The sequence below is a fragment of the Cloacibacillus evryensis DSM 19522 genome, from assembly GCF_000585335.1.
GTDB lineage: Bacteria > Synergistota > Synergistia > Synergistales > Synergistaceae > Cloacibacillus > Cloacibacillus evryensis.
The window spans coordinates 2470537-2484755 of the sequence record NZ_KK073872.1 but is presented as its reverse complement, the minus strand read 5'-3'; the positions used below and the strand labels follow the sequence as shown (position 1 = coordinate 2484755).

Annotated in this window: 12 protein-coding genes; 9 read left to right on the top strand and 3 right to left on the bottom strand. The window is 58.7% G+C overall.

From position 1 onward, the window contains the following. Positions 1-22: 22 nt before the first annotated feature. The 7 genes from CLOEV_RS11150 (at position 23) to gltS (CLOEV_RS11120) (ending at position 7695) form a co-directional block, all read left to right on the top strand. Positions 23-1048: a BMP family lipoprotein gene (locus tag CLOEV_RS11150; RefSeq protein ID WP_034443764.1), complete on the top strand. Its 1026-nt coding sequence runs from the start codon at positions 23-25 to the stop codon at positions 1046-1048. A 276-nt stretch (positions 1049-1324) separates the two neighbouring features. Continuing rightward, the gene (ychF, locus tag CLOEV_RS11145) at positions 1325-2419 is read left to right on the top strand and encodes a redox-regulated ATPase YchF (RefSeq protein WP_008712913.1); all 1095 of its coding nucleotides are present in this window, start codon (positions 1325-1327) and stop codon (positions 2417-2419) included. Positions 2420-2483: 64 nt separating this feature from the next. Beyond that, the gene (locus CLOEV_RS11140; protein ID WP_034443763.1) at positions 2484-3503 is read left to right on the top strand and encodes an oxidoreductase; all 1020 of its coding nucleotides are present in this window, start codon (positions 2484-2486) and stop codon (positions 3501-3503) included. After that, on the top strand, positions 3500-4336 hold the full coding sequence (locus CLOEV_RS11135; RefSeq protein ID WP_034443761.1) for a M55 family metallopeptidase: 837 nt from the start codon (positions 3500-3502) through the stop codon (positions 4334-4336). Before CLOEV_RS11140 ends, CLOEV_RS11135 begins: the two co-directional genes overlap by 4 nt. After that, complete coding sequence (locus tag CLOEV_RS11130; protein ID WP_034443759.1) at positions 4336-5259, top strand: ROK family protein; 924 nt, start codon at positions 4336-4338, stop codon at positions 5257-5259. Before CLOEV_RS11135 ends, CLOEV_RS11130 begins: the two co-directional genes overlap by 1 nt. Further along, positions 5256-6461, top strand: coding sequence for a sodium/glutamate symporter (gene gltS / locus CLOEV_RS11125; RefSeq protein WP_034443758.1), 1206 nt, complete (start codon positions 5256-5258; stop codon positions 6459-6461). Before CLOEV_RS11130 ends, gltS (CLOEV_RS11125) begins: the two co-directional genes overlap by 4 nt. Before the next feature lie 13 nt (positions 6462-6474). Next, entirely contained in the window at positions 6475-7695 is a 1221-nt protein-coding gene (gene gltS / locus CLOEV_RS11120; protein ID WP_034443757.1) for a sodium/glutamate symporter, read from the top strand. A 64-nt stretch (positions 7696-7759) separates the two neighbouring features. On the opposite strand, the gene CLOEV_RS11115 is transcribed toward gltS (CLOEV_RS11120), so the two are convergent. From CLOEV_RS11115 to CLOEV_RS11105, 3 genes are all read right to left on the bottom strand, one after another. After that, positions 7760-8842 carry an NAD(P)H-dependent amine dehydrogenase family protein gene (locus tag CLOEV_RS11115; RefSeq protein ID WP_034443755.1) on the bottom strand — a complete coding sequence of 361 codons (1083 nt, stop codon included), beginning with the start codon at positions 8840-8842 and terminating at the stop codon, positions 7760-7762. An 89-nt stretch (positions 8843-8931) separates the two neighbouring features. After that, positions 8932-9765, bottom strand: coding sequence for a MerR family transcriptional regulator (locus CLOEV_RS11110; RefSeq protein ID WP_034443753.1), 834 nt, complete (start codon positions 9763-9765; stop codon positions 8932-8934). Between the two features lie 152 nt (positions 9766-9917). Then, on the bottom strand, positions 9918-11204 hold the full coding sequence (locus CLOEV_RS11105) for a 4Fe-4S binding protein (RefSeq protein ID WP_034443751.1): 1287 nt from the start codon (positions 11202-11204) through the stop codon (positions 9918-9920). A 209-nt stretch (positions 11205-11413) separates the two neighbouring features. Here CLOEV_RS11105 and CLOEV_RS11100 point away from each other — a divergent pair, with 209 nt between their 5' ends. Further along, complete coding sequence (locus tag CLOEV_RS11100; protein WP_034443749.1) at positions 11414-13039, top strand: SulP family inorganic anion transporter; 1626 nt, start codon at positions 11414-11416, stop codon at positions 13037-13039. Between the two features lie 90 nt (positions 13040-13129). Beyond that, positions 13130-13990, top strand: coding sequence for a bifunctional 5,10-methylenetetrahydrofolate dehydrogenase/5,10-methenyltetrahydrofolate cyclohydrolase (locus CLOEV_RS11095; RefSeq protein ID WP_034443747.1), 861 nt, complete (start codon positions 13130-13132; stop codon positions 13988-13990). The last annotated feature ends 229 nt before the right edge of the window (positions 13991-14219 follow it).

Below are 14219 nucleotides of genomic sequence, written 5' to 3'. Positions count from 1 at the left end.
TAACGAAAGGATGTGCTGGTTAATGAAAAAATTTATTCTGCCGGCGGCGCTTATTTTGATGGTGCTGATGGAATGCTCCGCGTTCGCCGCTCCGAAGCGGATAGCGCTGATGCTGGAGGGGGCCGACACCGCCTCCGCCTCCGGATTTAACTGGCTCTGTCTTGAGGGTATGAGAAACGCCCAGGTGCGTTTCGGGAATAAAAAGATATCCACGCGATATTATAACGCGCTCGACGATAAAAATAAGCTGCTGCCGCTGCTCAAAGAGGCCGCCGCTTCGTCCGACCTGGTCATCATCACCTCGGTCGCCTATATCAAATACCTGCCGGAGGTGCGGAGGGAATATCCCTCATGTTCGTTCCTCACCTTTGACACCAACAATATAGACGGTATAACTGAGATCGCTTTCCGTGAGGAGGAGGGCGGGTTTCTTGCCGGCGCTTTGGCCGCGATGATCACGACGAGAGTTGACCTTGAGCGCATCAATGACGGTAAAAAAATCGGCATCATCCTGGGAGATAAAACTCCTCCCGTAGAACGCTTCAAACGAGGCTATATCGCCGGGGCCTGGTACGTCGATCCTGGTATCGAGGTGCTGTGCGAGTATACGAACGATTTCTTTGACCGCGCGAAGGCGGCCGCGGCGGCGATGAAGCTGAAGAACGCCGGCGCGGATATAATATTCTGTGTCAACGGCGCCGCCGGCATCGGCGCGATAGAGCGCGCCAAAGAGGGCGGATACTGGACGATCGGCGTCGATACGGAGCTTGAGAGCGAATATCCGGAAATGGTGCTGACCAGCGTCGTCAAGCGCAGCGGCCATGTGATCTATAAGGTAATAGAGAATTTCGTGCAGAATAAGCTTCCAAGGGATCGTTTCTCCCTTGGACTGAAGGAGGACTGCATAGACATTTCGACGTGGACCCGCGAGACGAAGCGGAACGTCCCCATTGACATCCGCAAGCGTATCGACGAGCTGGAGGAGAAGGTGTCATCCGGGCTCATCAAGATAAAAGAGACGAATTACCAGGGAATGTCAGTCAAATAGGATTTTTTCTGTTTTTGCGCGCCGTCGCCAATCCACCGCCGCCACGGGCCTGCCCCCGGGGCCGGGGGCTTTAAGTTTTTGTTTTTCGCTTGTGAAGCAAAACCTAAACCGCCTGATGCTTGGTCAAACCCGGCATGACGGGATAAATCGCAGTTTATCATTTTTTTGATCATCGTTGAGATATCCGTTTTGAAAAATTACCTAAGTCAATTGCCCCTGTCTCTCAATTATAGTAAACTCTTCCTTAGATATATAAAAAACATGGAGTTGATATAGATGCTGCATTGCGGAATCGTTGGATTGCCTCTGAGCGGAAAATCTACAGTATTTAATGTGATAACGAGAGCCGGCGCGGAGGTGAAGCCTTACGCGGGAGGGAAAACAGACCCCAATAAGGCCGTCGTCTCCGTTCCCGACAGGCGCTTTGACGAGCTTGTGAAGATCAACTCGCCTCGCAAAGAGACCCCGGCGCAGGTGGAATTTGTCGACCTGGCCGGACTGTCGCGCGGCGCGGGGAAGGGCGAGGGGCTGGGCAACGCCTTTCTCTCTTTCGTCGCCGACGCGGACGCCCTCATTCAAGTGATCCGCTGTTTCGGCAACCCGGCGGTGGAGCATCCCGAAGGCTCGGTCGATCCCGTGCGGGACTGGGATATTCTTGACAACGAGCTGATTTTTCGCGACCTCGCCGTAATTGAGAACCGTCTCGGCAAACTCCGCGCGAAGAAAAAGCTGACGCCGGACGAAGACAAGGAAAAGGCGCTGCTCGAAAAATGCTATGACTGCCTGATGGAGGAACGGCCGCTTTCGAGCATCGAGCTGAAACCGGAGGAATGGCGGCAGCTTCGCGGATTCTCCTTCGTAACGTCGAAACCGCAGATAATCCTGCTTAACCTTGACGAGAGCCAGAGCGAGGAATCCCGTATCCCAAAGTGGGACGAACTCAAAAAACGGGCCGAAGAGCACGGCGCGAAGCTCTGCACGCTTTACGGCAGCCTGGAGATGGATATTATGGACCTTTCTCCCGAAGAGGCGGCGGAGTTCACCGAGGGGCTCAATATCTCCGAGCCGGGACGCGAACGCCTCATAGAGGAGGCTTACCGCGTACTCGGCCTTATCAGCTTCTTCACCTCCGGCCCCGACGAAGTGCGCGCCTGGACCCTGCACAAAGGCGAGACGGCGGTGGACGCGGCGGGAACGATACATTCGGACCTCGCCCGCGGTTTTATCCGCGCGCAGGTCGTGGCCTATGACGATTATATGAAATACGGGCACTCCTTCGACGATTGCCGCAAGGCCGGGGTGCTCCGCCTTGAGGGAAAGGAATATATCGTAAAAGACGGAGATATGATCGAGATACGCTTCAACGTTTAACACGCAGGCCGCCGCGGACGCGGCGGCCTCAACGCTTTTTAAACCACTAAAGAGGTGACGACTGATGCTCTTTGACGCTTTTGAACTGCGCGGCGTCCGGCTGCGCAACCGCCTTTGCGCGGCTCCTTTGGCCTCCTCCTCGGGTGACGGACTCGGGCTCCCCACGGAACGGTCGTTTGAGGTCTACGGAAAGATCGCCGCCTCCGGCGTCGCGCTTGTCAACGTCGAACACTGCGCGGTGAATCCCTCCGGGCGCGTAAGGCCCGAGCAGTTCCTGGCCGACAGCGACAGAGCGGCCGCCGCGCACGCGAAGATCGCGGCGCTGATAAGGGAGGGCGGCAAAACCGCCGTCGCCCAGATAAGCCACGGAGGCGCGAACATTTCAAGCGCCGGAGTTTTTGAAATGGAAGGTTTTCGCTGCCTGTCGCCGTCGGGCGTGAAGGTGGGCAAGGTTTGGGATAAGCTCCGGCGAGAGCCAGAGAAACTCTCTCTGCCGGAGATAAAAAAGATCGTCGAGGATTTTGCCGCCTCCGCCGAACGTATGGTGCGCCTCGGCGGCTATGACGGCGTCATGATACACGCCGCGCACGGTTATCTGGCCGGACAGTTCCTGAGCCCGCTGACAAATCTGCGCGACGACGCTTATGGCGGCACGGGATACCGGCGCGCGCGCTTTCTCTACGAGATCACCGACGCCGTGCGGCACACTCTGCCGGACGCGCTCCTGTCAGTGCGCCTCGGGGCCGCCGACACGATGCCGGACGAAAAACCGCGCGGCCTTACAGTGGCGGATGCCGGGGCCGTCGCCCGCGAACTCGCCGCGCTCGGCGCGGACCTGCTGAGCGTCTCCGGCAACCTTTGCGGTTACGGCGCCGACCGTACCGACGGAGCTTACTTCTCCCCCTACGCCGCGGCAATTCGTGAGGCCGTCGGCGTAAAGGTCCCTGTGGAATGCACCGGCGGGGTCCGCGGCATCGGAAACGCCGAGCGCCTGCTCGCGGACGGATGCTGCGATCTCATCGGAGTTGGTAGGCCGCTTTTATCCGACGCCGGTTTCCTTGATAAATGGAGGGCTGATCTATGAAAATTTACATAAGTTCGGATATGGAGGGCTCGACGGGAGTTGTGAGCGCCGCGCAGGTCGACTGTACAAAGCCGCAGTATGCCTTTGGCAGGGCCATGCAGGCCGCCGACGTCGCCGCCGCCGTAAAGGCCGCCATTGATTCCGGGGCCGAGTGCGTGGTCGTCAATGATTCTCACTGCACGATGACGAATCTGGATATCGCGGGATTCGGCGGCGAGGTACGGCTGATAACGGGCGCGCCGAAGCTGCTCGGCATGGTCGAGGGCGCGAGAGGCTGCGACGCCGCGATATTTTTGGGATATCACGCGATGGCCGGTACCGAGAAAGCGGTGCTCGACCATACCTTTGACCAGCACACAATATACGGACTGGCTATAAACGGCCGGAAGATGGGAGAGACAGGCGTCAACGCGCTGCTCTGCGGCGCTCTTGGCGTGCCCGTCATCATGGTCAGCGGCGACGACGCGCTCTGCCTGGAGGCCGGAAGCCTGCTCGGCCGGCAGCTTGAGACCTGTTCCGTCAAAGAGGGGCTGGGACGCGCCGCCGCGCTGTGTCTTACGCCCGAGAGCAGCGCCGAACTGATACGTTCAGGAGTGAAGAGAGCGGTGGAACGGCTGAAAAAAGGAGAGTTTGCTCCCTTCACCCCCGCCGCGCCATACCTGCTCGAAGTGACGCTGATGAACACCCTGCAGACCGACGCCGCCTCGCTGGTGCCCGGGGCGGTCAGAACCGCGGCGCGCACGCTGCGCTTTGAGACGGAGGATGCGCTTGAGCTGCGCCGTTTCCTTTACTCTCTGATGGAGTGCGCGGCGGCGACGCTTTCTTCTTATTGATGAAAAGAATAGGGATCGACCTCGGAGGACATACGATATCGGCGGGCCCGGTCGATTTTTCCAATGAACGGCCGCGGATAATTTCCGCGCGGACCGTCCCCACTCCGGAAAAAAGGGATCTCTTGAGCGTTACCCGCGCCCTCGAGGAGCTGATATTGCCGTGGACCGCCCCAGGCGTGGAATGTTCGGTCGGAATAGGCATCCCCGGCTTTGCAGACAAGGAACGGCGGCGGATACTCCGCCTCACAAACTTTTCCGGCTGCGACGGAGTATATCTGGGAGAAACGATATCGGCTGACCTCAGGGAACTCGGCGTCAAGGCCGTGATCCGTCTGGAGAACGACGCGAACTGCGCGGCGCTCGGAGAGGGGGCCGCGGGCGCGGCGCGCGGAATGAGCGATTATGTGGTGCTCACCCTGGGTACCGGTATCGGAGCCGGCATCGTGACAAACGGCAGGCTGCTGTCCGGGGCGCATGGAATGGCGGCGGAATGCGGACATATGGCGGTCAGCGGCGACCCGGCGCTCAGCGGCTGCGGCTGCGGCGGCAGGGGACATCTTGAGGAATCCGCCTCCGCCGACTGGCTGGAGCGGCGCGCCGGGCTTCTGGGGCTGCCGCCCGTCTTTCGTGAAATATGGGAACGCCGCCGTACGGACAAAAACGCGGCGGACCTCCTTGCCCCCGCGCTTGAGGCGCTGGCGCGCGGAATCGCCTCGCTCGCGGTGACGCTGGACCCGGAGGCGGTCATTCTCAGCGGCGGCATGAGCCTGGCCGCCGGGCTCGCCGACGAGCTGCGGGAGAGGATCGAAAAATACCTTCCCCGGCCCTTCCGGCCTGTTTTCATTTTAAAAAATTCAGAATTGGGAGGCGAAGCCGCGGTGATCGGCGCCGCCTCTCTGGGACAGGAGATGTGTAAGAGATGACAGAACTCCGCTTCAATCTCGTCGAGACCGTGGCTTTCGCCACCGCCATTCTCTGGCTGGGTATGTTTCTCAGAAAGAGGATATCCTTTCTGAGCAAGTATAATATACCGGCGCCGGTGATCGGCGGCGTGATCTTCGCGCTGGCGAGCTGGGCGCTCAAAGACAGTTTCTCTTTCAATTTCGACATGCTCGTCAAAGATCCGCTGATGATAACCTTCTTCACGAGCATAGGGCTTGCCGCGAGCTTCAAAATGCTGAAGCAGGGCGGGCCGCAGGTTTTTATCTTTCTTATGATCGCCTCTGTCCTGGTGATCCTGCAGGACGTGCTGGCCGTGGCTCTTTCCTACGCGACGGGGATACATCCGCTGCTCGGTATGCTGGCCGGTTCCATCACGATGTCCGGGGGCCATGGCACCGGCGCGGTCTACGCCAACCTTTTTGAGAAACAATACGGCCTCGCGGGCGGCATGGAGCTTGCGATGGCCGCCGCCACATTCGGCCTCGTAATGGGTTCCATCCTCGGGGGCCCGGTGGCGCGCCGCATCATAGAACGCAATCACCTGGCAAAATCGCATCTTAACCCTGATGAAATGACCTATGAGACGGTCGATGAGAGTCTCGACGCCGCCTCTGACGGCCCGGTTTCAGCCTCCGTGCTGATGACGACGCTGATGCAGATCACGATCGCGATGAGCGCCGGCGCTTTCATCTACGAGGAACTGGTCAAGATCGGCATACAGCTTCCCACGTATCTGTGCGCGCTCTTCGTCGGCATCTTTATCCGCAACCTGAGCGACGTCAGCGGGCTGTACAAGGTCCACCTGCGGCTTGCCGACACCATCGGCGCCGTCGCCCTTTCGCTCTTCCTCGCGCTCTCCCTGATGTCGCTCAAACTCTGGCAGCTGGCCGACCTTGCCGGGCCGATGTCGCTGATCCTGCTTGGAGAGACTCTGTTGATGGGATTCTACGCCTATTTTATAACCTTCAACGTAATGCGCCGCGATTACACGGCGGCGGTGATCGCCGGGGGACACTGCGGTTTTGGCCTCGGTGCCACGCCTAACGCCATCGCCAATATGGACGCGATCACAAGCAACTACGGCGCCGCGCCGCGCGCCTTCTTTGTCGTCTCCATCGTCGGGGCGTTCTTCATCGATATCGTGAACGCCGTCGTCATACAGAGCTTTGTGGCGTTTCTTTAGGGAGGGATAAGAGATGTCTGATATTTTTGTGGTGAAGATGGACTTTATTCAGACTATGGCCTTTGCCGCGATCCTTTACTGGCTTGGCGTCACCCTCTGCCGCCGCGTGAAGTTCCTTATACGCTACAACATCCCGCCCGCGGTCGCCGGCGGTCTGTTATTCGCGCTGCTCCGGCTGCTTGCCGCCTCCAGGGTCGGCTTTGAATTCGACCTTACTCTCATGGAACCGTTTATGATCGCCTTTTTTACCACTATAGGGCTCGGCGCGAGCGTCGCTCTGCTCAGGAGGGGCGGCCGGGCGGCCTTCCGGCTGCTGCTGGCGGCCTGTCTTTTGCTGGTGCTGCAGAACGCCGCGGCAATAATGATCGGTAAACTTTCGGGGCTCGATCCGCTGCTCTCGGTGCTGGCAGGCTCCGCTACGATGACGGGCGGACACGGGACCGGGCTCGTCTTTGCCGACGAATTTGAAAAGGTGCTCGGCCTTCAGGGAGCTCAGGCGGCGGCGATCGCCTGCGCCACCTTCGGCGTGCTTGCCGGGTCGCTGCTCGGCGGACCGATCGCCGAACGGCTCATCAAGGGGCGCTCTCTCGCTAATGAGGCAAACATCGGCGAGAATTACCGCAAAGAGATGATACCCGACGTCTTCAGCTTCGGGGATACCGGCGAGGAGATAAACACCCATTCGATCCTGATGGCCGTCTTCCAGATAACATTCGCCGTCGGGCTGGGGATGTGGTTCAGCGAATGGCTCGGCGCGCGCGGCATACTTTTGCCGGCGTACGCTATCGCCCTGGTCGCGGGGATGGCGATACGCAACGCGGGTGACCACGCGCGGCTGTTTCGCGTCAATCCGCGCATAGTGAAACACATCAGCGGCGCCTGCCTCTCCTTTTTTCTCGCCTTCGCGCTGATGTCCGTCGACCTGACGGCGCTGGCCGGCCTGGCCGCCCCTCTGATATCCATCCTTGCCGTTCAGGTCGTCCTGATGATACTCTTTGCCTTTTATGTGACTTTCCGCCTTACCGGAGGCGACTATCAGGCGGCCGTCATCACGGCGGGACATGCCGGTTTCGGCCTTGGCGCGACTCCTAACGCGATCGCGAATATGGAGGCGGTCTGCGCGAAGTACGGAATGGCCCCGGACGCCTTTTTCGCGGTGGCGGCGGTCGGAGCCTTTTTCATCGACATCGTCAATGTCGTAGTGATAAATGTGCTGGTAAAGCTTTTCGCCTAAAAGAGTGAAAGACGGGCCGGGGCCTGCGCCTCTGCCCGTCTTTCGCAATGCCGTTCCCTTTTGCTTATTTGCTCTTGACGTAGAAATTTATCGGTTTCACCATATAGGCGTTGTCAGGCAGGTTGTTCGTCGTTACATACCCCGGCCTGGCGTCTATCAGCTGCGGCAGGCGGTTGACGATCGTCGCGCAGGTCAGCTCCACCGTCGCGGGGCGGTTGACGATCACCGTGGTCTCCGGTTCTCCGCAGAGCGTCCACTCGTTCCGGTCGAACTCGCCGGGGGCGTAGACCTTGCCGACGCACTCGGTCTCCAGCGTGACTCCCTCCGCCGTCTCCGTCGTCACGATCGCCGACATCCCCGTGGCGTCCCCGGCCTTTATCGTCATGCCGAGCGTCTGCGAGTGCAGATCTTCTTTATAGGTGCAGGGCACGCACCTCTGTGTCTGCGAGGTGATCGTGAGTCCGAGCTTTTCACAGAGCCAGCCGTTCTGGTTCCACATGTAGGAGGGGATGTAGCCGCCCTTTTCCACGAGCGCCTTTATCTTGTCCGACGAGAGGCTGTTGTAGTTGCCGATCTCCCTCTCAAACTCCGCGATCGTCAGCCCCGCGCCGTGACCCTTCGCGAGCGCGATGCCGTAGTCCTCCACATTGTAGCTGCTGGAGCCGTGTATCTTTGTTATCTTTGCCGAAGATCCGGCGAGGTTGGTGACCATCGTGCCCCAATAGAGGTCGGGATAGCCGCTGCCGCAGAGCGTGCAGCCATGGGCCTTCGCCAGTTCGTCAAGTTCCTTTGTGATATCCGGCGACGAGTTCCAGGGATAAAGGGCCTCCTCGCATGTCGTTATGGCGTTGACGCCGTTCTTTGCGCAGGCCGTGAAGGCCTCTTTCAGCTCGGCCATCGTACTGCGCGTGGCGATGATGCAGACGTCCGGCTTCACCGCCTTTAATACCGCCTCCGCCTCCGAGGCGGGGGATATCTTTACGCCGACGGGAGCGCCGCCGATGATCTCACAGACGTCCCTGCCGATTACGGCGGGATTCATATCAAAGGCCGCCGCAAGTTCGCCGCCCTTTTCGATCACGTAACGCATAAGGTACTTGCTCATTTTGCCGCATCCATATTGCGCAACTCTGACTTTACGATCCATTGATAATTACCTCCGTCGAAAAAATATTTGTTCTCAGTATTTACATAATAGAGTTTATATCAACTATAAAGTCAAGCCCTAATCGCGTATTATTTCACCTGGATCGGTATCTGGAGCTTATAAAACATTTTGCGGCTTTCCGTGTCAAAAACGGGAAAATCGAGGATCACTTCGCAGATGTAATCGCCGTTGAGCCGGAAGCCGCGTTCCTTTATCTCCGCGAGCAGGCGGCGCGCGTTCCCTGTCTCGTCGAGGCAGTCGTCCGAACATAGGCAGCAGTAAAGGCCGCCCGGCAGCAGCTCGCACCTTTCGCCTATCTCCTCGTCCACGAAGAGGAACACCTCGTTGGCGTAGAAATTGCCCGACAACAGCCGCCCGCGCCGCATGACCGTGCCGACATTGCAGAAATAGGTTATCGGCAGGTCGCTTGCGATCAGGTCCTCTTTCAGCTCGCGCAGCATAAATTCATAGCCGGCGCTGTCCGTCTCGAAAAAATTTCTTTGCGAGGGGTAACAGTAGATGCGCCGCTCGGGGATATATTCGATAAAAATAAGGTCGTCTTTGGGCAGAGCTTCGTAACGCCGGTAGTTTTCCATGGTGCGCGCGATCGCCCGCTTGCTGCGCTCCAGCGCCCGTATCTGCCCGTCGATGGCCCCGCTTTGCTTCGCGAGCATCTCCAGTATCCCCTTCGCGTCGCTGCGGTCGAGATATTCCTTGACCTCTTTGAGCGTCATTCCGTATGACTTCATGTACTGGATCATGTCGAGCCGCGCCGACTGCATGATGTGGTAATAACGGTAGCCGCTCCTGCCGTCGACCGTATGCGGCGTCAGCAGCCCCTCGCGCGCGTAAAGCCGCAGGGTCTGCTCCGAGATATGGTTGAGCTTTGCCATCTGTCCTATCGTAAGCCGCTGAAAATCCATGGACCGTCACCTCGCAAACAACATTATACTTGATATAAAGTTGAATTCTATACGAAGCGTGATTTTAATTCGGCCGCCGCCTTTGTGTCGCCGCGAAATACGCTGGATATTGGGAAAAGAGCCGCGCGATGCGCACGCGCGGCTCCGGCTGCCTATCCCTCTTTCCGTGTCCCGCCTCCCGCGGCCCGTGATATCATCGTTTCGAGATATCTCGACTTGAGCTGGGCCTGCGCGAAGGAGCGCTGGAGGCCGGGCAGCTTGAGGATAGCGCCGAGCACGCCGCCGAGCAGCCGGTGGCTGAAGAGGACCTTGTTGTCGAAGATCAGCTCCTGCAGTTTGCCGCGCTCCGTCGCCATCGCGACGATTCTGTGTGTCGTATCGAGCGGCGTTATCATCCTGTTGGGGCGCGGCTCCAGCTGAAGCGCCTTAGTCGGGCAATGCTTGATGCAGACGCCGCAGCCGATGCAGCGCTCGGGAACGACGCGCGCTTTTTTCACGCCATTTTCCTCCGTCATCCCGATCGCGTCGACGGGGCAGATCTTCCGGCACTTGCCGCAGCCGACGCATTTTTCCGTTTCGATCGCGGAGATGAAGTTGGAACAGATCGTCTGCGCGACTCCGAAGCGCTTTATCGCGAGCAGCGCCTCGCAGCAGCAGGAGCAGCAGTTGCAGATAAAGTTGACGCGCCGCCTGACGTTCTCGCCGAACTGTACGAGGTTGTGGTCGTAGGCCTGCGCGAGCAGGTCGCGGCACTCCGCGGCCTCCACCCGGCGCGCGTGGCCGTGCTTGATGAGCGTCGCCGCCGTCGTGTTGAAGGTCATGCAGATATCCATCGGCGCGTCGCAGACGGTGCCGGCGTGCAGCGCCTTGTGACGGCAGTAGCACATGCTGACGCCGATGTCCGAGGCGGTGTCGATGACGTTCGTCGCGCGCTCGTAATCAAGGACGTGCAGCGCGTATTCGTCCGGTATCTGCGGCTCCTGCGGGAAGATGCGCCCCATCTGGATATCGCCGCCGCGGACGAGGTCGCGCATGAAGTCCTCCTCAACGGTGATGTACTGATGGAAAAGCTCGCTGAGCGTCTTTTGGTCGATATCCTCGCGCACGCGCATCAGCGAAAATTCAAAAAAGCCGGCCATCGGCGGCGGTACGGCGTAAATCTGTTTCCCGCCCTGCTCTATGTCGACGAGGATGGCGCGGCGGGCCAACTCGTCGAGGACCTTCTGCGCCTCACAGTCCGAAAGATTCCAAATCTCCGCCGCCTGACGAGCGCTGAAGGGTTTTATCGGAAGCTGGGCCATCAGCCCCGCCTCTTTCTCTGTCATCAAAATCTTCAATATATCAAAGAGCAACTTTGATTCGGGCGCGCCCTGCGGAAACCTGTTGAGCCTCTCCGCGAGGCGGGAATAGGGCGACCCATGTGTGTGGTTGTGTGCCATAGAAGAACCTCCTGCGCTTAATCATTAAGTAAATTATACTCCTTGCAGTCAACGGTAGTGAATGTGGAACTTAACTACTTTTTATCGAAGTGACTCCGGTTATTGTTCTTTTTTTCTTTAATTCATTAAATGTTGATAAAATAAATATTTTTTCGTATTATAGACGGACGTGTTTTATGATCACGGCTTTTACGGGGGAGACTGCTTTCATGTTTGAGAATTACGTCAGGATACTTAGAAGTGAATTCCGCGGCTACAACGCCGACAGACTGGCTAAGGACTTCAGCGCGGGGATGACGGTCGCCGCCGTCGCGCTGCCGCTGGCGCTCGCCTTCGGCGTGGGCAGCGGCGCCGACGCCGCCGCGGGGCTCATTACGGCGATCATCGGCGGGATAGTGATGAGCCTCTTCTCGGGAGCCTCCTTCCAGATATCGGGTCCGACCGGAGCGATGTCGGCGGTGCTGGCCATCGTCGTCGCGCGCTACGGCATCGACGGCCTCTTTACCGTCAGCTTTATGGCCGGCGTCATTCTCTTGCTGCTTGGTATTTTCAAACTGGGAAAGTTCATCTTCCTGATCCCGGCTCCGGTGATCACGGGCTTCACCTCGGGGATCGCGGTGATAATCGCTCTGGGACAGATAGACAACATGTTCGGCACGGTATCGAGGGGAGAGACGGCGCTGGAGCGTCTCATCTCCTATCATTCGCTTGGCTTCGACATAAACTGCGCCGCGCTCTTCGTCGCCTTGGCGGTCATCGTCATCATGGCCGCATGGCCGAAGCGCCTTGCGGAGAAGGTGCCATCCTCGCTTGCCGCGATCGCGATCGCGACGCTCCTCAGCCTTTTATGCGGCTTTGACGTCGCCACCGTGGGCGATATCCCGCGCTCGCTCGTCTCCGAGGCGCGCCTTTCGCTTTCGGGGATAGATTTTTTCCGTCTTCCCTCGATGCTGTCGCCGGCGATCACGATCGCAGCGCTCGGCATGATCGAGAGCCTGCTCTGCGGCGCGAGCGGCCAGCAGATGACGGGCGGCAGGTTCGACGCCAACCAGGAGCTGATATCGCAGGGGATCGGCAACATGCTGATCCCGCTTCTAGGCGGCGTTCCCGCGACGGCGGCGATCGCGCGCACGAGCGTCGCGATAAAATCCGGCTGCCAGACGAGGCTCACCGGCATATTCCACGGGGTCGGACTGCTTGCCTCGATGTTCTTCCTCAGTCCCGTGATGTCGGCGCTGCCGCTCTCCGCGCTCGCCGGGGTGCTGATGATGACGGCCTGGCGCATGAACGAGTGGCACGCGATAAAGAAGATATTCTCCAGCGGCTTCAAGAGCGCGATGCTGCAATTCCTCATCACGATGGTCTGTACGGTGGTATTCGACCTTACGGTGGCGATCGTGATCGGGATAGAGTTCGCGATGCTTGTCTTTATCCTTAAAGCGGCGGAGCTCAACATATACTTCTCGAAGATACTCAACAGCAAGCTGCGCGGGCGCGACGACGACGTCGAGGCGATGCACGGCGAGGCCTACATCGCCTACGTAACCGGAGTCGTCTTCTTTTCCAACGACGACAAGCTCGTCAGGAGCTTCCGCGATCTGCCGAAGTGCGACAAGGTGATAATATCGCTGCGCGGCGTTCCGCTGATAGATTTCGTCGGCGCCACCACTCTCATAGATATAATAAGGGAACGCCTCCTCGCCGGGACCAGCGTGCTCATCTGCGGCGTCCATCCGAAGGTGATGCAGACGCTCGACCGCTGCAACATCTACGACGTCCTTGACAGGGAACACTTCAGCGCGAGCGTGGATACGGCGCTGTTTGGAGAAAATTAGAGGCCGCCGGTCCGACGGCGCGCGGGCGGCGATATGCTAAAATATAGCGCATATTATGGTTTTATCTTAATGAAAGATGGTAAAAGATAGATGACAGAGATCCTTAAAGGAAAGCCCGTTGTAGATTCCTTGAACCTTCACCTGAAAAACAGATGCGACGAACTGCGCGCCCTGGGCGCCGCGCCGACGCTCGCGATAATCAGAGTGGGGGAAAACGGCGATGATATCGCCTACGAGCGCGGCGCCGCTAAATGCTGCGAAGCCGCCGGCGTCGGCGTGCGTAAATACCACTTCGCTGCGGATGTCACTCAGGAGGAGGTCGTCGGGCTGGTGCGTTCGATAAACGACGATGGGAGCGTCCACGGAGTGCTCATCCTGCGCCCGCTGCCCCCACATATTGACGACCGCGCCGTCTGCCGCGCGCTGGCGCCGGAAAAGGATATCGACGGCATCACGGAATACTCGATGGCCGGCCTTTATTCCGACAAACGGGTAGGCTTTGCCCCGTGCACCGCCGAGGCCTGCATTGACATGCTCGATCACTACGGCGTCGGCATCGAGGGAAAACGCGCCGTCGTCGTTGGACGCAGCTTCGTCGTCGGCAAGCCTGTGGCGATGATGCTTTTGCGCCGCAACGCCACCGTATCGATCTGCCACACGAAGACGAAGGGGCTCGCGCAGATATGCCGCGAGGCTGATATCCTCGTGGTTGCCGCGGGCCGGGCGAAGCTGATCGGCGGGGATCATCTGGGAGAGGGACAGGTGATCGTCGACGTCGGTATAAATTTTGACGAAGAGGGAAACCTTTGCGGCGATGTGGACGGCGCGGCGGCGGACGGACGCGCGGCCGCCATCACGCCGGTGCCGGGCGGCATCGGGCGCGTTACAACGGCGGTGCTGGCCAAGCACGTCGTCGAAGCCTGTCAGATGAGCCTGACGGGGAAGCGCTGACACAGATCGGCAAAAATTAAAAACTGTGGCCGGGGCGGCGCGGAGGAATTTTTACGCCGATCCCAGCCGCCGTTTTTTATAAGGTTTATCGATAAATAAGAAACTATTTATGTAATAATTTTACATTTAACTTTTCGTCAGTTATATAAGATAAAAATCTTACTATTTGATTTTTGCTGTTATGGGTATATAATCTATACCTGAACCGCAAGTTAAGAATGTAACGATT

Bases quoted from the DNA above. Each gene is read 5' to 3' on its own strand.
- CLOEV_RS11100 (WP_034443749.1), top strand. From the start codon at position 11,414: ATGTTTGAGAATTACGTCAGGATACTTAGAAGTGAATTCCGCGGCTAC.
- CLOEV_RS11130 (WP_034443759.1), top strand. From the start codon at position 4,336: ATGAAAAGAATAGGGATCGACCTCGGAGGACATACGATATCGGCGGGC.
- CLOEV_RS11105 (WP_034443751.1), bottom strand. From the start codon at position 11,204: ATGGCACACAACCACACACATGGGTCGCCCTATTCCCGCCTCGCGGAG.
- CLOEV_RS11140 (WP_034443763.1), top strand. From the start codon at position 2,484: ATGCTCTTTGACGCTTTTGAACTGCGCGGCGTCCGGCTGCGCAACCGC.
- CLOEV_RS11110 (WP_034443753.1), bottom strand. From the start codon at position 9,765: ATGGATTTTCAGCGGCTTACGATAGGACAGATGGCAAAGCTCAACCAT.
- CLOEV_RS11135 (WP_034443761.1), top strand. From the start codon at position 3,500: ATGAAAATTTACATAAGTTCGGATATGGAGGGCTCGACGGGAGTTGTG.
- CLOEV_RS11115 (WP_034443755.1), bottom strand. From the start codon at position 8,842: ATGGATCGTAAAGTCAGAGTTGCGCAATATGGATGCGGCAAAATGAGC.
- gltS (WP_034443757.1), top strand. From the start codon at position 6,475: ATGTCTGATATTTTTGTGGTGAAGATGGACTTTATTCAGACTATGGCC.
- ychF (WP_008712913.1), top strand. From the start codon at position 1,325: ATGCTGCATTGCGGAATCGTTGGATTGCCTCTGAGCGGAAAATCTACA.
- gltS (WP_034443758.1), top strand. From the start codon at position 5,256: ATGACAGAACTCCGCTTCAATCTCGTCGAGACCGTGGCTTTCGCCACC.
- CLOEV_RS11150 (WP_034443764.1), top strand. From the start codon at position 23: ATGAAAAAATTTATTCTGCCGGCGGCGCTTATTTTGATGGTGCTGATG.
- CLOEV_RS11095 (WP_034443747.1), top strand. From the start codon at position 13,130: ATGACAGAGATCCTTAAAGGAAAGCCCGTTGTAGATTCCTTGAACCTT.